The sequence below is a fragment of the Budvicia aquatica DSM 5075 = ATCC 35567 genome, assembly GCF_000427805.1.
GTDB classification, from domain to species: domain Bacteria; phylum Pseudomonadota; class Gammaproteobacteria; order Enterobacterales; family Enterobacteriaceae; genus Budvicia; species Budvicia aquatica.
In genome coordinates this window covers 32,334-57,377 of the sequence record NZ_KE386592.1, presented here as the reverse complement: position 1 = coordinate 57,377, position 25,044 = coordinate 32,334, and the positions used below count along the sequence as shown (strand labels likewise).

Genomic DNA, 25,044 nt, shown 5'->3' with positions numbered 1-25,044 from the left:
ATCCTTTAAAAAAGGTTATCCATGAAAATCATAGGTCATAGGTCATAATGACTTTGATCGCGGTCTTATCGACCATCGCGTCAAAACCTTCACGCCATTGAGACAGGCCGATACGGTGGGTGATCATCGGTTTCACCTTGATAGCCCCGCTGGCAAGCAGCCGAAGCGCATTACGCCAAGAGGTTGAGTCGTAAGCCATATGGCCAATGATGCTTTTGTTCCAGGCAGTAATATCGTTAATGGAGAAATCCAACGGTTTGAATCCCATACCAACACGGACCACTTCCCCATTAGGGCGCAGCATTTCGATAGACTGTTTAAGGGCGATATTGGCACCAGAACATTCAATCACTAGGCCTAAATTGTTTTTGCCACAAATCTCCTGACAGCGCGCCACCACATCCTCTATTGAGCCATTGACCAGCGCCGTAGCGCCCAGTTCCTTGGCTATCGGGAAACGAACCGGCACATCCTCTTCCAACCCAACCATCACAATGTTCACCGCCCCCATAATGCGGGCCATTTGTACGGAAAATAGCCCCAGCGGACCGGTACCGATCACCACCACATCCTGACCGGGGAGGAATTTCGACTGTTGGGCAATCGATTTATAAGCGTTACAGATAGGATCAAGGACAGCAGCGTCTTCATAATCAACGTCGTCGGGAATTTCCCATAACGCATGTCGATGAATTTTCAGGATCTCACCGGGCACCAAACAGTATTTCGAGAATCCGCCGCCCCAAGGATTATTGTCCAAACCCAAGTTGACTTTTTCTGTGCAACACAGAAAATCGCCCTGTTCACAGGCCGGACAAATACCACAGACATGTCCGCTATTATCAGAGACCACTCGCTGGCCTACTTTCCAGTCTTTTACCTTCTCACCCACTTGTGAAATACGACCGGCAAACTCATGACCACGAACAGAGTTAAATTGATCAGAACCGCTGTCAACATTGTAGTGCTTCATATCTGCGCCACAGATTGCCGCCGCTTTAATTTCAATAATTACATCATCGGGACCGCAAATCGGTTCCGGTACATCAATCATTTTATAGCCACCAAAGGCCTTACCAAATCTTGCCAGTGCTTTCATTATGCTTTCCTTTGTGTTTACAAGACCAACCAATACTCAACCTCAAAATCTTTTAAATCAACATAAAATATTTAAAAAGAAGATATTAATGTGAATTTCACAACTCAGGTCACAAATTACACAATAAGGGGCATAATGGATGCTATTGAAATTTTAGGGGGCGGAAAGAGTGAATATCGAAGCGACAGCAGTACTTAGCGTGAACAGCCAAGCAGCTTTATATAAGATACGAATGTTAATCCGCGGAGGCTTTCATCATGATGTTTATCGAGCACTTTAACAGCCAAAGACGAGCGTTATTGCCCCTTTTCTTCTCTAAAGCACATCACAGCTCCCTGATTATCGATTGAAACCGAACGTTTGCGGGACGACATAAAAAAGTCCTAGGCAAACGTATTCCTTTCCGTACAATCCTATCCCTCAGTTTATTTTTAACCAATGGCGATGAAGAACATGACGGATCCTCGCTTTATTCAAGCCCATAAAGAAGCGCTTTGGGCATTGGGGCTTACCATTGCCTACCTGATAGCCTGGTTTCTGGCCGCATACCTACCGGGTAACCAACAGGGCATTACCGGACTACCTTATTGGTTCGAAATGTCTTGTCTGCTGATCCCTTTGGTATTCATTTTACTGTGCTGGTTTATGGTGCGTTACGTCTTCCGCGACATTCCTCTGGAGGACAATGATGCAGATTGATATCATTTTACCTCTGGCAACCTACCTGATACTGGTGTTTGGCCTGTCTATTTATGCCTACACCAAGCGTCAGAAAGGAAATTTCCTCAACGATTACTTTATTGGCGATCGTTCTATGGGCGGATTTATTCTGGCCATGACGCTAACCGCGACCTATATCAGCGCCAGCTCATTTATCGGTGGCCCCGGTGCGGCTTATAAATATGGCCTGGGTTGGGTCTTGTTGGCGATGATTCAACTGCCTGCCGTATGGCTATCCCTTGGCGTGTTAGGGAAGAAGTTTGCCATTCTGGCCCGCCGTTATAACGCCGTCACGCTTAACGACGTGCTATACGCCCGCTACAAAAGTAAGCTGCTGGTTTGGTTTGCCAGTATCAGTTTACTGTTAGCCTTTATCGGCGCAATGACCGTTCAATTTATCGGTGGTGCCCGACTGCTGGAAACCGCAGCCGGCATTCCTTACGATATCGGGTTACTGATCTTCGGCGTAACTATCGCCCTTTACACCTCTTTCGGCGGTTTCCGCGCCAGCGTATTGAATGATGCCTTACAAGGGCTGGTTATGCTGGTTGGCGCTATTTTGCTGCTGGTCGCTGTCATCTACGCGGCCGGCGGATTAAACAGTGCAGTCGATAAACTTCAGCAGATTGATCCGAAATTGCTTACCCCAACCGGCGCAGATGATTTCCTCTCCCTGCCGTTTATGGCCTCATTCTGGATTTTAGTGTGCTTCGGCGTGATTGGCCTGCCCCATACTGCGGTTCGCTGTATCGCTTATAAAGACAGTAAAGCGGTACACCGTGGCATTATCATCGGTACCATTGTTGTCGCTATTCTGATGTTCAGTATGCATCTTGCCGGTGCGCTGGGTCGGGCAATTTTACCGGACTTAACCATTCCGGATCAGGTAATTCCAACCCTGATGATCACCGTACTACCGCCATTCGCCGCCGGAATATTCTTAGCCGCGCCGCTGGCGGCAATAATGTCAACGATCAATGCTCAACTGTTGCAGTCTTCGGCAACGTTAATCAAGGATCTCTATCTCAGCCTTAAACCTGAACAGATTCATAACGAACGTCGGTTATCGCGTATTTCAAGTACGGTAACGCTGGTTTTAGGACTACTACTGATACTGGCTGCATGGCGACCGCCGGAAATGATTATTTGGTGGAACCTGCTAGCCTTTGGCGGTCTGGAAGCGGTGTTCCTGTGGCCATTGGTCTTTGGTCTGTATTGGGAACGGGCTAATGCCTGTGGTGCTTTGACCTCAATGGTCTGTGGTGCGGTGTGTTACACCATTCTGGCCACCTTTAATATCCATATGTACGGGTTACATCCGATCGTTCCTTCTTTGATTTTGGGGGCAGTAACCTTTCTGCTGGCCAATTTGTTTGGTGAACGGTTAGCTGCTGGATCGGTGCGTACAGTATAAATAATCGAGATAATTTGGTTATCTCGAGAGTACGAACAAAGTAGTTTAATTTAATTGTGGCGTAAGTTTCGTCCGCAAATAGAACGTCGGAATATGATCATTTTTTAGCGGCCGAGGGGCGACGTTTTTAAGTATAGCGTGCTCCGGGCCTAGGATTGACTGTGTTTAAAACCAATCAATCACTGGGAGTTTATTATTAATCTGTGGGATAGCGCTGTTATCCCCCCGTAAGAGAATTTGCTATGCCTTGGATACAACTCAAGTTAAATACCACCGGTGCTCAGGCTGAAGCCATTGGCGATGCGCTGGTTGAAAGCGGTGCGGTGTCAGTCACCTTTCAGGACACCCACGATGTGCCGGTGTTTGAACCGCTTCCGGGAGAGACCCGCCTGTGGGGCGATACCGACGTTATTGGTCTGTACGATGCTGAAACAGATATGAAGCAGGTTGTTGCGATGCTGGAATACAACCCGTTACTCGGCCTCGGTTTTATACATAAAATCGAACAGTTAGAAGACAAAGACTGGGAACGTGAATGGATGGATAACTTCCACCCGATGCGTTTTGGCGAACGCCTGTGGATCTGCCCGAGCTGGCGCGACGTTCCGGATGCCAATGCGGTTAACGTTATGCTTGATCCCGGTCTGGCATTTGGTACCGGAACTCACCCGACCACCGCATTATGTCTCCAATGGTTAGACGGACTAGATCTTGAAGGAAAAACGGTCATCGACTTTGGCTGTGGCTCCGGCATCTTAGCCATTGCAGCCCTAAAGTTAGGTGCGGCTAAAGCCATTGGTATTGATATCGATCCTCAGGCTATTCAAGCCAGCCGCGATAATGCCCAACGTAACCAAGTCTCAGAGCGTTTAGAGCTTTATCTGTCTAAGGACCAGCCTGAGAACTTAAAAGCCGACGTGGTGGTAGCTAACATCCTTGCCGGCCCTCTCAGAGAACTGGCCCCTATTATCGGTCAGTTACCCAAAGCTCATGGTCATTTAGGCCTGTCCGGCGTGCTGGCGACTCAGGCAGAAGGGGTTGCTGAGGCTTATCAGGCGCTGTTTCAGCTTGATCCGGTAGCTGAAAAAGAAGAATGGTGCCGCATCACGGGTATCAGAAAGTAAAACCAATCTACCGAAGAGTTGAATTAGCGTGATCCGTTGATGCCATTTACCCGGCGTCAGCGGATTTTTTATTGCAGCTATTTCGTCATTTAACGCCCCACCGTTAGGCGATTTTTCCCTTCTGTAAACCAATACCGTCCCCCACAATAAGCGTGAAAAATATAATATCTCATCTCAAAAAGTGATATTTTTTGTTCAAAAAGTGCTCAATGGCGATAATCGTTATGAAATATAACAAAATAATAATTAGCCGGATAAAACCTAACTTATTGTTAAACATAATGAATAAAAACTTGACCATTAACACGCATTTCTTTCTTTGATTTTAGTCGCGAATTGTTCAAAGTTTGGCCTTTCATCTGCGTCAAAAAATGCGTAATATACGCGCCCTTGCAGACATATATGGTCTTTCGTTGTCGATGCGCATTGGTAACCTTCAACTAACAAATCGTTTAATTGCCGCCCCGATGGCGGGAATCACGGACCGTCCGTTCAGAACGTTATGTTATGCGATGGGTGCAGGAATGACCGTTTCGGAGATGCTGTCTTCTAATCCAGAAGTCTGGCGAACCGATAAGTCACGATTGCGTATGGTCCACCTTGATGAGCTCGGTATTCGGGCCGTTCAAATCGCCGGATGCGATCCGGAAGATATGGCGGCAGCGGCGCGCATCAATGTAGAAAACGGCGCACAGCTCATTGATATCAATATGGGCTGTCCGGCAAAAAAAGTGAATCGTAAGCTGGCAGGTTCAGCACTGTTACAGTATCCGGAGTTAGTCGGTAAAATTCTTAACGCCGTCGTGAACGCAGTTGACGTTCCGGTGACGCTAAAAATTCGTACCGGCTGGGATCCCGATAATCGTAACTGCGTTGAAATTGCCCAACTGGCGGAACGCAGTGGTATTCAGGCCATTACAATACATGGCCGCACCCGTCATTGTTTATTCAACGGCGAAGCAGAATACGACAGCATCCGTACGGTTAAACAGAATGTAGATATACCGGTTATTGCTAACGGGGATATTACTGACCCGCATAAAGCCAGAGCCGTTTTGGACTACACCGGAGCTGACGCTCTGATGATAGGACGAGCTGCTCAGGGAAGACCGTGGATCTTCCGGGAAATCCAACATTACCTGGACACAGGGGAGCTGTTACCACCCATGCCGTTGGCAGAAGTGGAACGCTTGTTAAACGAGCATGTGAGAGAGTTGCACGACTTTTATGGTCCAGGCAAAGGACTCCGCATTGCACGTAAGCACGTTTCTTGGTATCTCCGGGAACATGCCCCAAATGACCAGTTTCGGCGCACCTTCAATACCATAGAGGATGCCAGCGAACAGCTGGAGGTATTGGGGGCATATTTTGAAAATTTTGCCTAAACAGATAAAAGAGCTAACAGAACTATGTTCGAACAACGCGTAAATTCTGACGTACTAACAGTCGCCACCGTAAACTCACAAGACCAAGTTACCCAAAAACCTTTGCGTGATTCGGTTAAACAAGCATTAAAGAACTACTTTGCTCAACTGAACGGTCAAGACGTGAACGATCTGTATGAATTGGTATTGGCTGAAGTAGAACAGCCTCTGTTAGACATGGTTATGCAGTACACTCGCGGTAACCAAACTCGTGCAGCGACAATGATGGGTATCAACCGCGGTACGCTGCGCAAGAAACTTAAAAAATACGGTATGAACTGATACTAGTCAGTTTTCATGCTTTAAAAGCGCTGCCGGGCAACCGGTGGCGCTTTTTGTTTATCTAGGCCTTAGCTTTTATCGCCCACACCCTACTTTCATCGTTAAGCCATGCCCCATCACCAAATAGGCTAACCGGCTGATTCTTGCATGGTTAAATCTATTCGTTTGTTCCTGCTTATCCCAATCCACCTGAGCCGCTATCGTCTGTTTGTCCCGATGCTCTTTAATCATCCACGCCTGATTATAGATATGCTGATTAATAACAATGTCAGCGACACCTAAAGGAATGTACTCAACATATCGATAATACCCTTCGCCGCTAAAACCAAAGCTATCTTGAAACTCACAGCGAATCGGGCCTGAGTGGCCAAGATCGTATAAACGATTCCACTCAATACGATCGACAAATAGAGTAGAAATCATCATAGAAGAGAGAATAAAAGTGGTAAAAATGCGCAGTAAGGTGAGCCGTTTCGATAACTGCTGCTTAAACAAAAACAGCTTAACCAAGGTGACTACGCCATAGGCAGTTAAAATATAGAGCCCGGCCAAGATAAAAAGGTTCACCTCAACCAGACCGAGGTAATCGCCCAAAGCAATAAACCCAGCAACTAAGATAACTTTATGTTTAAGCGGTTTTAATATCTCAAGCATAGTGACATTGGTCTGAAATCAGTTAACAGAGATGCTAGCGCAGTTTAATGAAGCACCGATGAAGCCAACGTGAAGTGGAAAGATAGACTCTAAAGCCCCCCAAAACTCACTGTTTACCCAGAAGCTAACATCACTGTTTAATATTAACCCCTCGTTTTTAAATCTATATTCAGCTTACACCGCACACGGCGATCGTTCAAAACGCGGTCACGCCAGCAGACCCCGGTGAATAAGGGGCCTGCACATAAAAGTCTTAGTGCTGCTTGTCGATCAGTAAAGCCTCCAGCAGGTCGAGATCGTAAAGCATCTTCTGCAAGGTATCATTGCTTATCGCCCGGGTCGCACGCAGGTGATATAGCTCCCCTCTTTCGGCGCGCAGAGCGGTCAAACGGAAGCGACGTTCAAGCTGTTCCTCTTCCAGAGCCCGAACTTTTTCGTCGTTGGTATAGGTTCTTTTACGCAGTGTGCCAATAATTCTTGAGCTAACTTCGGTTAACAGATGAGGATCGACGTTTTCCTCACTGCTGGCCTGAATACGATCGCGCAGTTTTTCCAGGCTGACAATGCCTACCTCTGCCATTGAGGCCCGAGCAATGCTCTCCTCTTCCTCAATTTTGGCACGATCGGTAACGACCAACCCTCTGAGCAATAGCGGTAAAGCAATAACCCCGACCACCAAAGAAAACAGAATCACGCCGGTGGCTAAAAACACCAACTGATAGCGGGACGGAAAAGGCAGACCGCTGCTTAGCAATAAAGGAATAGATAAAACACCCGCCAGCGTAATCGCACCGCGCACCCCGGCAAAGGTGGCAATTAGCATATCGCGCATGGTGTAAGTGGCGAACAGCAACGGATGTTTCTTAAAGATGCGATTACTTAAGGTTTTCATCAGCCATAGCCAAGAAAAACGCATAATCATCAGGGCAACGTAAATCCAGACAATATCTAAAAACAGATGCCAGGTTTCAATGCTTGGGTCACTTTCTGCCTGAAGAATCGATGCAGACAAGATATCCGGCAGTTGCAGACCCAGCATGATAAAGACCATGCCGTTAAACACAAATTCCAACATCGCCCAGACGCTATTCGCCCTGAGCCGCATAGTCAGAGGCGCATTACGAATGACCCCCGACTGGCCGATAGTCATACCTGAAGCAACCGCGGCTAAAATGCCTGACACCCCAAGGTGTTCAGCAATCAAATAAGAGGCAAAAGGTAATAACAGCATCAGAACAATTTGAGTCGCCGGATCGTCACCGCTCCAGCGGCTTAACAAACGCAGTGATTTACTGTACAGCCAGGTCACCAAAATACCCGACAGCACACCACCGATGGCGACAATAGTGAAGTCCAGAGCCGCCCCCGATACGGTAAACTCCATGACGCCCATGGCAACGGCCACCGCCAGCTTCAAAGAAACCAGACCGGAGGCGTCATTCATTAGCGCTTCACCTTCCAGCACGCCCATAATCGACTTAGGGATCTTCCCCTCACCGACGATTCCGCCAAGGGCTACGGCGTCGGTCGGAGACAGCACAGCAGCCAATGCAAAGGCGGCAACTAAAGGAATACTCGGAATGAGTAAGTGGATCAGATAACCCACACCGACAACGGTTAACAACACCAGCACTAAGGCCAGCCCGAGAATTTCACGCCCGTGGTGTAAAAACTCGCGAATCGGCGTTCTCCAGCCATCAGCAAACAGCAGCGGCGGGATAAACAAGACTAAAAACAGCTCAGGATCGAAGTTAACGTGTAAGCCAAAAGTCGGCCAGGCCAACAGTGCTCCGCAGGCTATCTGCATCAATGGTAAAGGAATTTGGAATGGCAACATTCTGGTTACCACGCCGGAAAGTGACACGACCAAAATCAAAATAAGAATAGTAAAAAAGATTTCCATAAATTCCTTATCGCTGATGACAACGCGCTAACAGACAGAGCCGAACCCAAAAACACAGATTAAAATACCATTAACCTTTTTTCAGCCAAAAGGAAAAAATGCCTTTTAAACCAACAAGCACGAATCGTCTATAGGCTAAATAATTCGAGCTGCATTAAAGCGGCGAGAAAAAGAGTCCCGCTCGGCTTATTCAGCTAAATAATAGCGAAGGAAATCATAAAATAAGAAAGCAGGCGGGAAAATATAGAGGTGTAAACAGCTGCTTCATTGGCCTTATAAGTGAATTTTATAAGGCCAATGATATGTTCTTTATTCAGCGGGCTTAAATAGCCCAGCCGCCAACATAGAAGGCCACTAGCGCGATGCTAATCAGAACTACACTGATATTCAGTTTACGCCACTCACCGGAACAAATACGCCCGATAACCAGTGAGGCAAAACCTAACATGATGCCGGTAACGATATTGCCGGTTAATACGATAAACACGGCACAAATCAGGCCGGACATGGCATCGACAAAATCGCCAAAATCTAAGCGAGAAACGTTACTCAACATCAGTAAGCCCACGTACATCAGCGCCGGAGCAGTTGCATAACCCGGCACCAAACTGGCTAACGGTGATAAAAACAGCAGCGATAAGAACAATACGCCTACCACTAACGCCGTTAACCCGGTACGACCACCGGCAGCGGTTCCGGCTGCCGATTCAATATACACCGCAGCAGGGGAAGCCCCGACCAGACCAGAGAAAATGCTACTTACCGAGTCCGTTGTCAGCGCGCGGCCGCCGTTAATAATCTGGCCGTCTTTATCTAACAAATTAGCCTGTCCGGCCACTGCCCTAATGGTTCCGGTAGCATCAAATACCGCCGTCATAACCAGCGCCAGAATGCTTGGCAATACGGTCATTTGCAGCGCGCCTTTAATATCCAGGCTAAAAATCAGAGAGGTACCATCTGCCGCCACCAGCGTTGGCATTGATGCTAAACCTTTATAGGTCACATTAGGGTCGAAAATCAGGCCCAGAACAGAAATACCAACGATCACCAGCAGAATACCACCGGGAACTTTCAGCTTTTCCAGACCAATAATCACTGCCAGACCGGCAAATGCAATCATCACAGGGAAAGATTTAAAGTCACCAAACTGAACCGGCAGACCGTCCATCGGGTTCTTAATTACTGCACCAATCCCACTGGTGGCAATCAACAACAGGAACAGTCCGATACCAATACCGGTACCGTGAGCAATCCCCATCGGAATATTACGCAGAATCCATGCCCGAATACCGGTTGCAGAAATCAGGGTAAATAGAATACCCATCACAAATACGGCACCTAAAACCACCGGAATAGAGTGCCCTTGGCCTAACACCAGGCTGAAAGCGGTAAACGCAGTCAGTGAAATCGCACAGCCTACCGCCATCGGTAAGTTGGCCCATACGCCCATCGCGATAGAACCGGCACCGGCGACTAAACAAGTCGCAACGAATACGGTTTCAACCGGGAATCCCGCCTGACCAAGAATATTAGGCACGACAACAATGGAATATACCATTGCTAAAAATGTGGTTAGTCCTGCCAATACTTCCTGACGGACATTACTGCCTCGCTCAGAAATTTTAAAATAGCGATCAAAGCCACCGGACTGGCCTGCAGATTTGCCTTTCTGATCGTCAATACTCGACATATAACATGTCCTCTGGAAGTAAAATTTGGGTGAGATTCGGTTAAGCAAACGATTATCTGAGCTTATATACCCTGATTTCAACTCATATTATGGTTTTTGGTGATTTTTTTATAATAACGGGAGGGAATCGGGTGGATAACAACCAGAATTAATCATTCTGGCACCGGACTCAATCGCTTTTAGGGTGAAATTTTTCCGGCCGTCATTTCGTTAAAAACGAGACAACGACCGAAGCACAAATAGAAGAGTGGAATAACACAGGTGCTAACTATTCATCACTAAGAAAGCCCTTAGCCATGAATCATAAATGTACCTAAAAAGAATAAACAGACAAAAACCGGCAGAGACAGTATGACCATCTCTATAATTCGGGACACCGGATTAAATTCAACTCCGGCTGGAACCCGATACAGCGCAATAGCATTAAAGAGAACGGCAAAGAACCCCAAAACGCCCGCGGCAAAGACATCAACAAAGAGTACGCTCAAAGACCAGCCAATTTCATCAACGATAACGCCGGACTCAAGCAGCTTTTGATGCTGAATCCATTGCCATAAAAATAGTGCGACAGGAACAAGTACTGACAGAACGCCAAATACCCAAGAAACTCGTCTTAAGATCACCATGCCTTTTAATCCTGATATGTTGAGAGCATAAAAACGAAATCGGGTATCTGCGCCGGTAAGGTTGCTTTACCACGCCCCTTCGTTCCTGAAGATTTTACCGGTTACTATAACAACTAATTCGTTTGGGTAAATACCCAATAACAGCAATATATACCGGACAAATCTGACCATTTTTATACTTTTTTTACACCTTTATAAACTCTTTTATCAACATCTTTGCACCCGACTACCTAATCTGGCGACATCCAAATTAGCTTGCCCGGAGGCATATCATGAGCTTTAGCATTATCGCCGGCGTGTTATTCGTCATTCTGTTACTCGGCTATTTAATTTACGCCCTGTTTAACGCAGAGGATTTCTGATGAACATGACCCTGTTTCTTACCATTGCCGTTTTTATGGCAGTCCTACTTACTCTGTCATTACCGCTGAGTAAGTTATTGGTTCAGCTTATCGAAGGTGAGCCAGCCTATGGCCTGTTGCGTATAGAGAAAAAACTCTGGCGCTGTTGTGCCATTAAGCAAAAGGAAATGACCGGCCTCCAGTATGCGTTGGCCATCGTGATATTTAACCTATGCGGTCTCGCGCTGTTGTTTATTTTGCTGATGACCCAGTCCGGACTGCCGCTTAATCCGCAGCAGTTGCCTAATCTGTCATGGGATCTGGCCCTCAATACCGCAGTCAGTTTTGTTACTAATACCAACTGGCAGGCATACAGCGGCGAGAGTACGTTAAGCTATTTCAGCCAGATGGCCGGGTTAACGGTACAGAACTTCTTATCCGCCGCCAGCGGTATTGCCGTGGTTTTTGCGTTGATCAGAGCCTTCGCCCGCCATTCATCACTAACGATTGGTAACGCCTGGGTCGATTTAACTCGCATCACGCTTTATATACTTATTCCTCTGTCACTGATTTTTGCCCTGTTCTTCGTTAGTCAGGGCGTAATACAAAATGTGAGTCCTTACCTACACCTGACAACCCTTGAGGGAACGCAGCAAATAATACCCATGGGGCCGGTAGCCTCACAGGAAGCAATAAAGCTGTTGGGTACTAATGGTGGTGGTTTCTTCGGTTCAAACTCATCCCATCCGTTTGAGAATCCTACCGGTCTGAGCAATATGGCACAAATGTTAGCCATATTTCTAATCCCTTGTGCGCTGTGTATGGCCTTTGGCCGGGCAGTTGGCGATAGCCGTCAAGGCAACGCTCTGTTATGGGCAATGTCGATTATCTTTATCGTTGCTGTGCTGATCGTCACCTATTCCGAACTTAACGGACCAGACTATTTCACTCAACTTGGGCTGGACAGTCAGTCCAATATGGAAGGTAAAGAGTCGCGCTTTGGCATCATCGCTTCCTCGTTATATGCCGTTGTCACAACCGCTGCTTCCTGTGGCGCAGTCAACTCAATGCATGACTCATTTACGGCTCTGGGCGGCATGATGCCGCTGTGGCTAATGCAAATCGGCGAAGTGGTATTCGGCGGTGTCGGTTCAGGGCTCTACGGTATGCTGATGTACGTACTGCTGACCGTATTCCTTTCAGGATTAATGATTGGCCGTAGCCCGGAATATCTGGGTAAAAAAATCGAAGTATATGAAATCAAAATGACTGTACTGGCCATTCTGGTTACTCCAACGCTGGTATTAATCGGCACGGCCATCGCTTTAGTCACCGATGCGGGAAAAGCGGGAATTCTGAACCCGGGTGCTCACGGTTTTACCGAAGTACTCTACGCCTTCTCATCGGCAGCCAACAACAACGGAAGTGCTTTCGCCGGGCTAAGCGTTAATACGCCATTCTATAACCTAATGCTGGCAGTAATGATGTTCTTCGGCCGGTTCGGCGTAATCATTCCGGTTCTGGCTATTGCCGGTCGACTGGCAGCCAAAAAACGCCAACCTGCGGGTAACGGAACCTTACCGACTCAAGGCCCGCTGTTTATCGGCCTATTAGTCGGCACAATTTTACTGGTAGGCGCGCTGACCTTTATTCCGGCTCTGGCCCTGGGTCCGATCGCTGAACATCTCCAGTTCTGATAGAAGAGACAACAAAATGACTCGTAAACAACGCGCAATATTTGAACCTGCATTAATGCGTACTGCGCTAAAAGATGCGTTTAAAAAACTGAGTCCACGCATTCAATGGCGCAATCCGGTAATGTTTGTGGTCTATCTGGGCAGCATTATTGCTACCATCATCTGGCTAATGATCTTAGCCGGGCAGACGCAGGGAAGCGCTATTTTCACCGGTAACATTGCCCTGTGGCTATGGTTTACCGTTCTGTTCGCTAACTTTGCCGAAGCGTTGGCGGAAGGCCGCAGTAAAGCACAGGCTGAAAGCCTCAAAGGCGCCAAAAAAACCAGTTGGGCCAATAAACTGGCAGAACCTCGTCTGGACTCTCCGTCAGAAAGAGTCAGCTCAGAGAATTTACAGAAAGGCGATATCGTACTGGTAAAAGCCGGTGAAATGATTCCCTGCGACGGTGAAATTATTGAAGGTGGCGCATCGGTTGATGAAAGCGCGATTACCGGTGAATCAGCACCGGTAATTCGTGAATCCGGCGGTGACTTTTCATCCGTCACCGGTGGTACTCGACTGCTGTCTGACTGGCTAATTATCCAGAGCACCGTTAATCAGGGTGAAACCTTCCTTGACCGAATGATCGCCATGGTGGAAGGCGCAAAGCGTCGCAAAACGCCAAATGAAGTGGCCTTAACCATTTTACTGATTGCCTTAACTATTGTGTTCTTATTGGCTACCGCCACCATATTTCCGTACTCTCAGTTCAGCGTCGAGGCCAGCGGTTCGGGTACTGCCGTATCTATCACAATACTGATCGCTCTACTGGTTTGCCTGATACCTACCACCATCGGCGGCCTGCTTTCAGCCATTGGCGTTGCGGGCATGAGCCGGATGCTGGGGGCTAACGTGATCGCCACCAGCGGGCGGGCCGTTGAAGCCGCCGGTGACGTTGACGTTCTGCTACTGGATAAAACGGGTACCATTACGCTGGGTAATCGTCAGGCATCTGAATTTTTACCGGCCCATGGCGTAAAAGAACAAGAGCTGGCTGACGCCGCACAGTTAGCCTCACTGGCTGACGAAACGCCGGAAGGCCGCAGCATCGTGGTACTGGCTAAGCAACGTTTTAACCTGCGTGAACGCGATCTCAGCACTCTGGATGCGACCTTTATTCCCTTCTCTGCCCAAACCCGGATGAGCGGGGTTAACGTTCAGGGTCGCAATATCCGTAAAGGTGCTGTCGATGCTATCCGTAACTACATGGCATCAAATAAGGGCGTCTTTCCGGCAGAAGTTAACGGATTAGTGGAACAAGTAGCCCGTACCGGTAGCACACCGCTGGTGGTAGCCGAGGGTAACCGGGTACTCGGCGTCGTCGCGCTGAAAGATATTGTAAAAGGCGGAATCAAAGAACGCTTTGCCCAACTGCGTACCATGGGCATAAAAACCGTGATGATCACCGGGGATAACCACTTAACCGCCGGCGCAATTGCCGCAGAAGCCGGTGTCGATGACTTCTTATCAGAAGCGACCCCTGAAGCCAAACTGGCGCTTATCCGCCAGTACCAATCAGAGGGGCGTTTGGTTGCCATGACCGGTGACGGTACTAACGATGCGCCGGCACTGGCTCAGGCCGACGTCGCCGTCGCCATGAACTCGGGTACTCAGGCGGCAAAAGAGGCGGGTAATATGGTCGACCTCGACTCTAATCCGACCAAACTTATCGAAGTGGTACACATCGGTAAACAGATGCTGATGACCCGGGGATCGCTGACAACATTCAGTATCTCTAACGACGTAGCCAAATATTTTGCCATTATTCCTGCGGCATTCTCAGCGACTTACCCACAGTTGAACATGCTCAACATTATGCACCTGACGTCACCGACGTCGGCCATTCTGTCGGCGGTGATATTTAACGCGTTGATTATTGTATTCCTGATTCCACTGGCGCTAAAAGGCGTGAACTATACCGCCATGTCGGCTGCCGCATTATTGCGCCGTAATCTGCTGATATATGGACTGGGCGGACTGATCGTTCCTTTTGCCGGAATTAAACTTATCGATATGCTACTGACCGTGTTAGGTCTGGCTTAAACTGGGAATCTACATTATGAGCTACTTACGCCCTGCCTTTGTGTTATTGATATTATTAACGCTGGCTACTGGTATTATTTACCCTCTGGCCGTTACCGGACTAGCGCAGTTGGTCTTTCCTGCGCAGTCTCAGGGTTCACTGGTAACCGACCATAACCACATTATAGGCTCATCGCTTATTGGCCAGAACTTTACCCGCGCGGATTACTTTCACGGTCGCCCTTCGGCAACGGCAGAAACGCCATATAATGCTCTGGCTTCCGGTGGCAGTAACCTTGCAGGAAGTAATCCATTACTAAAACAGCGCATACAGCAGGATATTTTGCAAATTCAACAGCATAATCCGGCTCAGTCAGGCCTGATTCCGGTTGATTTGGTCACCGCATCAGGCAGTGGTTTAGACCCTCAGATTTCACCTGAAGGTGCTTACTATCAGGCTCAGCGAATTGCTGTGACGCGCCAAATTCCCTTGGACAGAGTCAAGCAACTGATTAAACTCAATACATCAGAGCCCCTTGCTGTTTTTGGTCAACCGGTGGTTAACGTGCTGCAACTTAATCTGGCGCTGGATATCGAAACTCAGGCCAGACAATAAGGATACCTATGACGGATAACGAACTTCAGCGGCCCGATCCCGATAAGCTACTCGCTCAGGTTGCTGAAGAGGCCCGCGGCAAGCTAAAAGTATTCTTTGGGGCCTGTGCCGGCGTAGGGAAAACCTATGCCATGTTGCAAGAAGCCCAACGGCTGAGAGCTCAGGGGCTGGACGTGGTTGCCGGAGTGATTGAGACTCACGGCCGCTCTGAAACGGCAGCCCTGCTCGACGGGCTGGAAATATTGCAGCTCAAACGGATTAATATCCAAAACCGCCATGTCAGAGAGTTTGATTTAGACGCCGCGCTGGCCCGCCATCCGGCGGTTATTCTGATTGATGAACTGGCCCATACCAATGTCAAAGGTTCCCGACACCCTAAGCGCTGGAATGACGTTGAAGAGCTGCTTAACGCAGGAATCGATGTATTTACTACCGTCAACGTGCAACATCTGGAGAGTCTGAATGACGTTGTCGGTGGCATTACCGGGATTCGGGTACGGGAAACCATTCCCGATCGGATATTTGATGACGCAACCGATATTATTCTGGTTGATATTCCACCCGACGATTTACGCCAGCGGCTAAACGACGGCAAAGTTTATCTACCGGGGCAGGCTGAACGCGCCATTGAACACTTTTTCCGTAAAGGTAATTTAATCGCTTTGCGTGAGCTGGCGCTGCGGCGTACCGCCGATCGGGTTGACGACCAGATGCAGGCGTTTCGCAAAACGGGTGATAACGAGCGCGTATGGCACACCCGGGATGCTATTTTATTGTGCATCGGACGCCACAGTGGCAGTGATAAGCTGGTACGCACCGCGGCCCGCTTAGCAGCCCGACTCGGATGTATATGGCATGCCGTCTATGTCGAAACGCCACGCTTACATCAGATCCCCAAAAATCAGCGGCGGGCTATTCTGCGCTCCTTAAAGCTGGCTCAAGAGCTGGGGGCGGAAACAACTACCCTGTCCGACCCTTGTGAAGAGCAAGCCGTACTACGTTACGCCAGAGAACATAACCTAGGTAAAATCATTATCGGTCGCCGCAGTGAGCAACGCTGGAAGCTGCGGGCAAGTTTTGCCGATCGTCTGGGGAAACTCGGCCCCGATCTCGATCTGGTGATTATTGCCGTAGACGAAGCCCCGCCGCCCCGCCATATCGGAGACAATGACTCTCGACCGTTTGCCGAAAAGTGGGGGCTGGAAATTAAAGGCTGCTTTGTCGCCCTGCTGCTGTGCGGGCTGATTACGCTATTAGCATATTGGCAGTTACCGATGTTCGATTTGGCCAACATCGTGATGATTTATCTGCTGGGCGTAGTGATGGTGGCCCTGTTCTATGGACGCTGGCCGTCAGTATTGGCAACGGTTCTCAACGTCGCCAGCTTTGACCTGTTCTTTGTTATGCCCCGCTGGTCTTTCTCTGTGACCGATGTGCAATATATTGTCACCTTCGGCGTAATGCTGATGGTCGGCCTGGTCATCGGTAATTTAACTGCCGGAGTCCGCTATCAGGCTAAAGTGGCCCGCACGCGTGAACAGCGCGCTCAGCATCTGTATGAAATGTCTAAAATGCTCAGCCGCTCCCTGACTATTGAAGATATTGCCAAGAGCAGCAGCTATTTTATTTCCAGCAGCTTTAACGCTAAAAATAGCCTGCTGTTACCCGATGAAAGCGGTGGTTTAGTGCCTGTCAGCTTAAATAATCATGGCGTAATTAACGTAGATAGCGCCATCTCACGCTGGTGCTTTGATAAACGCTCTCCGGCAGGTTCAGGAACGGATACCCTACCCAGCGTACCCTACCAGCTTCAGCCGTTAACCACGCAAAACAAAACCTTCGGCGTGCTGGCAATTGAACCCGCCAGCCTGCGTCAGTTGATGATCCCGGAACAGCAGCGGCTATTACAAACCTATACGGTGCTGATCGCCAATGCGCTGGAGCGTTTAGACTTAACCCGCACGGCGGAAATCGCCAAACTCAATGCTGAAAGAGAACAGCTGCGTAACTCACTGCTGGCTGCCCTGTCTCACGATCTACGCACGCCGTTGACCGTACTGCTCGGCCAAACCGATATTCTGGCATTCAACCTGAAAGCAGTCGGTTCAGAACATGCCCCTCAGGCTGAGAAAATTCGTCAATATGTATTAAATACAACTCAATTGGTGAATAACTTGCTGGATATGGCGCGAATTCAGTCCGGCGGTTTTACACCGAAGAAAGAGTGGCAATCGCTGGAGGAAATTGTTGGCAGCGCCTTACACACGCTGGACCATTTACTCGATCAGCATCAGGTCAATATCGATTTACCGCCGGACCTGCCATTAATTAATTGTGACTCATCATTAATTGAGCGGGTCTTTCTCAACCTGCTGGAGAATGCGGTTAAATACGCCGGAGAACGAGCCGCTATCAGTATTCGGGCTTATCAACATACCGACGGCAAGTCGATTGAAGTCGAAGTTCGAGATAACGGCAATGGCATTATTGATGGTCAGGAACAGGCTATCTTTGATAAGTTCTCTCGGGGAAGTAAAGAATCGGCTATCCATGGTATCGGATTGGGATTAGCCATTTGTCAGGCTATTATTCAATTACATAATGGTACTATACGGGCTGAAAATAGCCCTGACGGCGGAGCCTGCTTTTATTTCACTCTGCCACTCGATCCTCAGCCAGTGCTGATAACCGGAATGGAAGAACAATGATTTCAGTATCCCCGGTGGTGTTAATTGTTGAAGATGAAAAAGAGATACGCCGCTTTGTACGAGCGGCTCTAGAGCATGAAAACTGTCGGGTGTTTGAAAGTGAAACCCTACAGCGTGGTCTGATTGAAGCGGGAACCCGTAAGCCCGATCTAATTATTCTCGATCTGGGCCTGCCTGACGGTGACGGGCTGGATTTTATCCGCGACCTGCGCCAGTGGAGCAGCATCCCGATTATCGTGCTATCGGCCAGGGTCTCAGAAGAGGACAAGGTCAGCGCATTAGATGCCGGCGCCGAAGACTATTTAGTTAAACCCTTTGGCGTCAGTGAACTGATGGCCAGAGTCCGGGTTGCCCTGCGCCGCAGGCCACACTCAGCTCAGGAAGATCCGGTCATCACCTTTGGCAATATCAGCGTCGATCTAATTAACCGGCAGGTGACAGACAATGGAGAAATCATTCATTTAACGCCGATTGAGTTCCGTTTATTGACAGAACTGGTTGCTAGTCCGGGAAAAGTTCTCACCCAGCGCCAGCTATTAAACAGCGTTTGGGGCCCCAACAGCACCGAGCATGGCCACTATCTGCGCATCTATATGGGTCATCTGCGACAAAAACTGGAACAAGACCCTAGCCGGCCAAAGCATTTAATTACCGAAATTGGCGTCGGGTATCGGTTTATGATTTAACGCTTTTCCGGTGGTTATTAAGCATCACTGCCGCCAGCTCTCCGACCCGCTTAATTGCCCAGCTATAACGCTCATTAAACGGGTAGCAGCAGGATAAGCGAAACGCATTACTGTATCGCCCGTTCGGCGAAAAAAGCACCCCGGGATTCAGGCTGATACGCTCAGCCAGCGCAGTATGGAACAGCTCAACCCCATTCACCCCTTCGGGCAATTCGACCCAAATCACAAACCCGCCACAGGGCTGGGTCGCACGCGTTCCTTCAGGAAAATAGCGGGCAATCAATGCGCGGGCTTCCTGTACCTGAAAGGCGTAGCGCTTACGCAGGGTGCGTAAATGTTGATCGTATCCACCAGCCTCTAAAAACAGCCCCAATGTCTCTGCCAGCACCGCAGGTTCACACATTGATGAAAGGGATTTGATTCGCCGTAGCTGTTGGTTGAATCGCCCGCCGGACATCCATCCGATACGAAAATCAGGGGCCAGCGTTTTAGTAAAGCTGGTACAAAAGATAACCCAGCCGTTACGGTCAAAAGATTTAACCGTAGGCGCTAACTCGCCGTTAAATACCAACTCTGCATACAGGCCGTCTTCAATCAGCGGTATTTCATAGTGATTAACCAGCCCCGCCAACCGTTTTTTATCATCAACCGACATACTGCAACCCAGCGGATTTTGTACGCTGGGCATCAGTAATAAAGCGTTAACTTTCCCCTCTTTTAGCAAGGTTTCGATAGCATCGACGGATACGCCTTTTTGCGGATCGGTCGGTATTTCAATCGCCTTTAAACCCAGGCTGGCTATCAGGGAAATCATATAAAAATAGGTTGGCGATTCTAGCCCGATACAGTCGCCGGGCTTAGTCACCGTACGCAGTGAAAGCTGTAACGCATCCATACAACCGTGGGTCAAAATAACGTCATCGGCACCAATAGACATTCCCAATAGCAATGCCCGACGGGCAATCTGTTGACGTAAACGGATACTGCCCGGCGGTAAGCTATAGGTACCAATCATACCCGGCTGGCGGCGAACTAACTGGTTAAGAATACGCGCCAGCTTTTTCTCAGGGTAAAATTCTCCGCCCTGAGGGCAGGCCAGTGAAACGTTAATAAATTCTGCATCTTGTTGGGCAGCAAACACCAGATCGATAAGGTCAAGAACTTCCGTTTTTGGTGATGATACCGCAGTTGCCGGCATGGGAATCTTACGTACATCGGCCAGTTTGGCCCGAACGTAATACCCGGACTGAGGCCGCGCCTCAATAAACCCGCAGTCCTCCAGACTACGATAGGCGGTTAATACCGTATTAATGCTGATTTGGCGGCTTTGGGCCGTTTTGCGAACCGACGGCAACCTGTCACCCGCCTTAAGTGCACCACGCCGAATCGCATCAATAAAACCGTCGGCCAGCTGTTGGTACAGCGTAAATTCATTGTCAGTAGGTATCATCAGCCAGCCTCCGGATTTGAAACATAAGGGATAACGTTAGCATAACTGTACCCATCAAAATATCTATTTTCTGTATCTGTTACCTGCTAAGTTTCATACCTAATATATAGCCAAAATAATTGGATACTTTGTTAGTTTATGCGGGAACACCTATGCCAGATATCGCGCTAATCAGTTACATCATCGTGATGAGTATTACCCCCGGCCCGAATAATTTGATGCTGGCGGCTTCAGGCGTAAATTTTGGTTTGAAGCGCACGCTTCCTCACTTGATAGGGATCAGTCTTGGCTGTGGCGTTCTCTGCCTGTGCATTACCTTTTCTCTGAGTACCATAATGACTCATATCTCCACTATCCGGCTGCCGCTGGCGATATTTGGCTGCCTGTACCTGCTATGGCTATCGTGGAAAATATGGCTGGCGGGAAGCCCGGTAGGACGAGAGAACGCGACGCCAATGACGCTGGTCGGCGCAATGTTATTTCAGTGGGTTAACCCGAAGGCTTGGCTAATGCTGGTTAACGCAGCCATTCTGTTTACCGCTAAAGATGGCAATATTATTAATAGCGCTATTTTGATCTCGGCGGCGTTTGCTATTGTTGGATTCCCCTGCGTCTATGTTTGGGCGTGGATGGGCGATAAGCTTCAGGAAACGCTACAGGTCGGCTGGAGATTAAGAGTATTTAACGGCCTGATGGCCGGCTCGCTGGCAATAACCGCCGGATGGCTGCTGCTGGATGAATGGCAGACCTTTCAGGCAATAGCCTAAGTATTGCCTGATTAGCTTGCTGATAAAGTCGTTTAATTCAGTGCAAATTTGGTGCGCGTAATCAACATCAGAATATTGATTTTTCCTCGCGACCGAGGAGCAATATTTTTGAATATATCGGTAATTATGGCTATTACCCTTTGCGATATCTCTCTGGCGTGGTGCCGGAAATATGCTGGAACATGGCAATAAACGCAGAAGCAGAGCTGTAACCGACGTCTAACGCCACTTCATTTACCGTTTTGCCCTGTTCCAGCAGCGAAATTCCATACAGAAACCGTAACCGCTGGCGCCACTCACTAAATGACATACCAAGCTCTTGCTGACAACGGCGGGCCAGCGTTCTTTCCGTGGTGTAGACCCTTTTGGCCCATTCCGCCAAAGGCGTATTATCAGATGGCGTAGACTCCAGCGCACGCAAAATCGGCGACAGATACTTATCATCGCTGTCAGGGAGATAAGTATGCTGTACCGGAGCCGCGGTAAGTTGATCAACCAATACCCGACATAAGCGACGGTCGGCATGGGTTTTCGGCACCATAATATTGCGTTCAAAACAGGACTCAACGATCGCACTACAAACCGGACTAACGTCCAGCAGGCAAGGCTGTTCTGGCATTTCCCGGCAGAAACGCTGGGTTATATTAATTGACCGAAATCTGGTGGGTTTGCGGTTATGGCTGGAGTGGTCCATACCTGCCGGAATCCAAATGGCAAATCCAGACGGTGCCAGAAAACGCTGGCCGCCAACGTTAAGCGCAAATACGCCTGACTTAACACAAATAATCTGCCCCCAGTCATGACTATGAGGCTGAAACTCAGTATCGGCATTGACGTCTTCACAACGGAAAAAAAGAATGCTGTCAGGGTGAGACTCGGAAGAAGCTAAGCGTTGTTCTGTGGCCATATAGCCCTCATTAAGGGAACAATCCGATCGATTGTCTGAAAGACGTTACCGTTTGTCTGATATTAAGTATATCTTTCAAACCAGACAGCTGTACACTCTCTCCCTTAATTTCTAGCGGTATGAGAATTTTCTGTTCATGGCTATTTTTTTTCCTCTGTTTGCCGTCATTATCTGGGCAATTAATGCGATAGTGAATAAGTTGTCTGCCGGGGCGATCGATCCGGCGGCGATCTCCTTCTATCGCTGGGCATTGGCGCTGGCTGTCATGGCCCCCTTTATTCTTCCCGGCCTGATCCGCAACAGAGCAAATATTTATCCTAACCTAGGGAAATTATTGGTACTTGGCGTGTTGGGTATGGCGCTTTACCAAAGCCTGGCTTACTACGCCGCCTATACCATCAGCGCGCTGACCATCGGGATTTTTGTTTCACTTATTCCCCTGCTGACAGTGTTGATCAGTATTATCGTATTACGGACCCCGCCAACATTGGGAACCGTTCTCGGCGGTATCTTGTCTTTCTGCGGCATCGTGTGGTTAATCAGCGGCGGCAATCCCGGTCAGCTATTACAAATGGGCGTTGGTAAAGGCGAATTAATGATGCTGGCGGCAGCCATTTCTTATGCTCTATATGGCGTACTCACTAAGCGCTGGGCAATTCCGCTAACCAGTTGGCAGTCACTGTATATGCAGGCATTCTTTGGTGCATTAGTTCTGCTGCCTAACTTTTTAATGACCGAAGATGTTGCGCTGAACGCCACCAATATTCCGCTGGTGCTGTACGCCGGCATTCCGGCATCCGTTTTGGCTCCGTATTTTTGGATTCATGGCGTAATGAAGCTGGGAGCCAATAAAGCCGCACTGTTTATGAACCTGACACCGCTGTTTACCGCGATAATCGCCATTACCTTTTTGCATGAGCCATTACACAGCTATCATATTATTGGCGGCGGCGTGGCCTTAATCGGGGTCATTCTGGCACAGCGTTTACGTACGCCGATAGGAAAAAGAAAGGGTTAAATATTAACGGGATAATCAAGTCGGTTATCCCTGAAGCACCTGATGCCTGAAACAGCTTCAGTTTTTAAAAAATGAAATAAAATCAGAATCATCAGCGCCAATATGGTCTGTAATATGAAATACCTCACTCAGCCATGAGTGAGCTAAAGCCTGTTCTCTGTCAAGAATTTGACCAAGGAACGTACTCTCCCGCCACGGGGATTGCTGCCGATTGACGACCATCACCTGCCAGTTATCATTGGCCGAGCGAATTTTCACCGCGAACGCTAAACGCTGTTGCGGAGTACTATCTTCACCCCATTCACCCAAGCTCACTAATACATCGGCAGTGTGATCCTGATGTCCGTCAACTAACTGAACATAATAGACCGCGTAAGCATCACCATCTTGATAAACAAAACGCGTCAGGCGCGTGGTTGTGTTACCACAGCATTCGCAAATACCACGCGTCGGCTGTTCGAATTCAATCTCAATCATTAGCTTAGCCCTGCTTTAACTTAGGTTTTCATCAATCAAACTTCTTAATGCCTCTGGCGACATCGCAGGTCTGGTGCGGTGAACCATCGCGTGACAGTTAGGGCATAGCGGGCGAAGATCGGCAATAGGATTTACTTCATATTCATCACCAATCAATGCAGCTTCTTTGAGGTGATGCACATGAATAAATTCCCGACCAATCTCACCATACGCTTTAGAGAAATCAAAGTGGCAGATGTAGCAAGCACAGCCATAGTATTCGATGCAGGCGGCGCGGGCTTTGGGATCGCGCTCATAGCCGTTAACCAATACCGTTCTGATTCCGCTGTGCCGGTAATATTCAGAAGTAATATCATCAGGGTAGTGCGTGACTACCCACTCCGCTAGCGGAACATAAATTTTCAGGTTATCCGCAGTAGTTTCATCATGCCATTGACCGGCTGGCTGAGCCAAAAGTGCCTTCAGACGCAGAGCCAGATCCTGATACATTGAGGTATTTCGGTCTAACAGATAAAACCAGTCGTTCAGAACGTCAGTGATTTGGAGCAGCTCGTCAATGTTATCCGACGGGCAATAGTCTGCACCAATATCCTGATATCCAATAAATTCAGCCGGTGCAAAAACGTCTGCATCCGGAAAATAGTACCAGCTTTGATGGTGTTCAGATTGGCAAAAAAAACCTGACTCAGAATGCGTTAAAGCAGCTGAGAAACGCATAGCATTTTCCTGTGCCTGACTAAATTGAGTAATAAATGCCAAGACCATCTCCGAGGATTAAGCGTAAAAAGGGGTCAATATTCAGCAGGCGTGATGAATTGTCAAATTCAATTACCCCGTGACCTGATAAGACGGTGATAATCACTATAATTACGGGTAAGAACGCAGTATTATTTCCGTTAGCTTAAAATTGTTGCTCCTTAATTCCCTACAAGAGAACCGGTACCTTATGAACTTCAACATTATGATCAATGGTCGGGTACAGGTAGGAATAGATTTTGAGGTATTACAGCAGGCTATCATTGGGTTATATGACGATATTGATAGTTTTATTGTGCTTGAGCCGGAAACGCCCATTGATGGCTCTATCTATTTACAGGCCGCGCTCAGCGATAATCAATATATGATTGAAACCCGCCTGATGACTGATAACGATTTTACGCATTATCGTTATACCACCGCCGATATTAATAACGTGATTAAAATATTTACCCGCTATTACCAAAAGCACCAACTGAAGATATTAAAAAGTTGGCAAGATGTCACCGGCGAGTTTTAATCTGTTTTTGTACTCAGATGGTCGCTTAATTGAATTATGGACCACCTGAAAGCAACTTGAAGTACGGCAGGTATACACCCAAAATAATTCGAGTTGCATCGCG

23 protein-coding genes are annotated in these 25,044 nt (G+C 48.3%); 14 read left to right on the top strand and 9 right to left on the bottom strand.

What is annotated here, in order from left to right; all coding sequences use genetic code 11:
- Positions 1–28: 28 nt before the first annotated feature.
- The gene (locus tag YWE_RS0125680) at positions 29–1,099 is read right to left on the bottom strand and encodes a zinc-binding dehydrogenase (RefSeq protein WP_029096998.1); all 1,071 of its coding nucleotides are present in this window, start codon (positions 1,097–1,099) and stop codon (positions 29–31) included.
- A 453-nt stretch (positions 1,100–1,552) separates the two neighbouring features.
- Between YWE_RS0125680 and YWE_RS0125675 the strand changes: the two genes are divergently transcribed.
- From YWE_RS0125675 to fis, 5 genes are all read left to right on the top strand, one after another.
- Positions 1,553–1,798, top strand: coding sequence for a YhdT family protein (locus tag YWE_RS0125675; protein WP_029096997.1), 246 nt, complete (start codon positions 1,553–1,555; stop codon positions 1,796–1,798).
- A complete protein-coding gene (gene panF, locus YWE_RS0125670) occupies positions 1,788–3,233 on the top strand; it encodes a sodium/pantothenate symporter (protein ID WP_029096996.1) in 1,446 nt (481 codons plus the stop codon). Before YWE_RS0125675 ends, panF begins: the two co-directional genes overlap by 11 nt.
- Before the next feature lie 242 nt (positions 3,234–3,475).
- On the top strand, positions 3,476–4,357 hold the full coding sequence (prmA, locus tag YWE_RS0125665) for a 50S ribosomal protein L11 methyltransferase (RefSeq protein WP_029096995.1): 882 nt from the start codon (positions 3,476–3,478) through the stop codon (positions 4,355–4,357).
- A gap of 419 nt (positions 4,358–4,776) precedes the next feature.
- Entirely contained in the window at positions 4,777–5,742 is a 966-nt protein-coding gene (gene dusB / locus YWE_RS0125655) for a tRNA dihydrouridine synthase DusB (RefSeq protein ID WP_099044304.1), read from the top strand.
- Between the two features lie 24 nt (positions 5,743–5,766).
- Positions 5,767–6,063 (top strand): DNA-binding transcriptional regulator Fis, encoded by a 297-nt coding sequence (gene fis, locus YWE_RS0125650; RefSeq protein ID WP_029096993.1) that lies wholly within the window; start codon positions 5,767–5,769, stop codon positions 6,061–6,063.
- Positions 6,064–6,138: 75 nt separating this feature from the next.
- Here fis and YWE_RS0125645 read toward each other — a convergent pair whose 3' ends face one another.
- The 4 genes from YWE_RS0125645 to YWE_RS0125630 form a co-directional block, all read right to left on the bottom strand.
- Positions 6,139–6,717 carry a hypothetical protein gene (locus YWE_RS0125645; protein ID WP_029096992.1) on the bottom strand — a complete coding sequence of 193 codons (579 nt, stop codon included), beginning with the start codon at positions 6,715–6,717 and terminating at the stop codon, positions 6,139–6,141.
- Positions 6,718–6,970: 253 nt separating this feature from the next.
- A complete protein-coding gene (locus tag YWE_RS0125640) occupies positions 6,971–8,620 on the bottom strand; it encodes a Na+/H+ antiporter (RefSeq protein WP_029096991.1) in 1,650 nt (549 codons plus the stop codon).
- 322 nt (positions 8,621–8,942) lie between these two features.
- On the bottom strand, positions 8,943–10,310 hold the full coding sequence (locus YWE_RS0125635) for an NCS2 family permease (protein ID WP_029096990.1): 1,368 nt from the start codon (positions 10,308–10,310) through the stop codon (positions 8,943–8,945).
- A 290-nt stretch (positions 10,311–10,600) separates the two neighbouring features.
- The gene (locus YWE_RS0125630; RefSeq protein ID WP_051323599.1) at positions 10,601–10,936 is read right to left on the bottom strand and encodes a hypothetical protein; all 336 of its coding nucleotides are present in this window, start codon (positions 10,934–10,936) and stop codon (positions 10,601–10,603) included.
- Between the two features lie 272 nt (positions 10,937–11,208).
- On the opposite strand from YWE_RS0125630, the gene YWE_RS28800 reads away from it, so the two are divergent.
- From YWE_RS28800 to kdpE, 6 genes are read left to right on the top strand one after another with little or no spacing between them, the layout of a single operon-like run.
- Positions 11,209–11,298 carry a K(+)-transporting ATPase subunit F gene (locus YWE_RS28800; protein WP_036017170.1) on the top strand — a complete coding sequence of 30 codons (90 nt, stop codon included), beginning with the start codon at positions 11,209–11,211 and terminating at the stop codon, positions 11,296–11,298.
- Complete coding sequence (gene kdpA / locus YWE_RS0125620) at positions 11,298–12,974, top strand: potassium-transporting ATPase subunit KdpA (protein WP_029096988.1); 1,677 nt, start codon at positions 11,298–11,300, stop codon at positions 12,972–12,974. Before YWE_RS28800 ends, kdpA begins: the two co-directional genes overlap by 1 nt.
- Before the next feature lie 16 nt (positions 12,975–12,990).
- Entirely contained in the window at positions 12,991–15,057 is a 2,067-nt protein-coding gene (kdpB, locus tag YWE_RS0125615; protein WP_029096987.1) for a potassium-transporting ATPase subunit KdpB, read from the top strand.
- Between the two features lie 16 nt (positions 15,058–15,073).
- Positions 15,074–15,652, top strand: coding sequence for a potassium-transporting ATPase subunit KdpC (gene kdpC / locus YWE_RS0125610; protein ID WP_029096986.1), 579 nt, complete (start codon positions 15,074–15,076; stop codon positions 15,650–15,652).
- 8 nt (positions 15,653–15,660) lie between these two features.
- Positions 15,661–18,360: a two-component system sensor histidine kinase KdpD gene (gene kdpD / locus YWE_RS0125605; RefSeq protein WP_029096985.1), complete on the top strand. Its 2,700-nt coding sequence runs from the start codon at positions 15,661–15,663 to the stop codon at positions 18,358–18,360.
- Positions 18,357–19,046 carry a two-component system response regulator KdpE gene (gene kdpE / locus YWE_RS0125600; protein ID WP_036017168.1) on the top strand — a complete coding sequence of 230 codons (690 nt, stop codon included), beginning with the start codon at positions 18,357–18,359 and terminating at the stop codon, positions 19,044–19,046. Before kdpD ends, kdpE begins: the two co-directional genes overlap by 4 nt.
- Here the strand turns inward: kdpE and YWE_RS0125595 are convergent.
- On the bottom strand, positions 19,036–20,496 hold the full coding sequence (locus YWE_RS0125595; RefSeq protein WP_036017167.1) for an aminotransferase-like domain-containing protein: 1,461 nt from the start codon (positions 20,494–20,496) through the stop codon (positions 19,036–19,038). The genes kdpE and YWE_RS0125595 overlap by 11 nt on opposite strands.
- 152 nt (positions 20,497–20,648) lie before the next feature.
- Between YWE_RS0125595 and YWE_RS0125590 the strand changes: the two genes are divergently transcribed.
- The gene (locus tag YWE_RS0125590; protein ID WP_029096982.1) at positions 20,649–21,263 is read left to right on the top strand and encodes a LysE family translocator; all 615 of its coding nucleotides are present in this window, start codon (positions 20,649–20,651) and stop codon (positions 21,261–21,263) included.
- Positions 21,264–21,396: 133 nt separating this feature from the next.
- On the opposite strand, the gene YWE_RS0125585 is transcribed toward YWE_RS0125590, so the two are convergent.
- Complete coding sequence (locus YWE_RS0125585; protein ID WP_036017165.1) at positions 21,397–22,170, bottom strand: AraC family transcriptional regulator; 774 nt, start codon at positions 22,168–22,170, stop codon at positions 21,397–21,399.
- A gap of 136 nt (positions 22,171–22,306) precedes the next feature.
- Here YWE_RS0125585 and YWE_RS0125580 point away from each other — a divergent pair, with 136 nt between their 5' ends.
- Complete coding sequence (locus YWE_RS0125580) at positions 22,307–23,188, top strand: DMT family transporter (RefSeq protein WP_029096980.1); 882 nt, start codon at positions 22,307–22,309, stop codon at positions 23,186–23,188.
- 57 nt (positions 23,189–23,245) lie between these two features.
- Here the strand turns inward: YWE_RS0125580 and YWE_RS0125575 are convergent, their stop codons facing one another.
- Both YWE_RS0125575 and YWE_RS0125570 read right to left on the bottom strand, forming a co-directional pair.
- Entirely contained in the window at positions 23,246–23,665 is a 420-nt protein-coding gene (locus YWE_RS0125575) for a hypothetical protein (RefSeq protein WP_029096979.1), read from the bottom strand.
- A 15-nt stretch (positions 23,666–23,680) separates the two neighbouring features.
- On the bottom strand, positions 23,681–24,382 hold the full coding sequence (locus YWE_RS0125570) for an HNH endonuclease (RefSeq protein WP_051323598.1): 702 nt from the start codon (positions 24,380–24,382) through the stop codon (positions 23,681–23,683).
- Positions 24,383–24,611: 229 nt separating this feature from the next.
- On the opposite strand from YWE_RS0125570, the gene YWE_RS28795 reads away from it, so the two are divergent.
- Positions 24,612–24,941 (top strand): hypothetical protein, encoded by a 330-nt coding sequence (locus YWE_RS28795; protein WP_051323597.1) that lies wholly within the window; start codon positions 24,612–24,614, stop codon positions 24,939–24,941.
- The last annotated feature ends 103 nt before the right edge of the window (positions 24,942–25,044 follow it).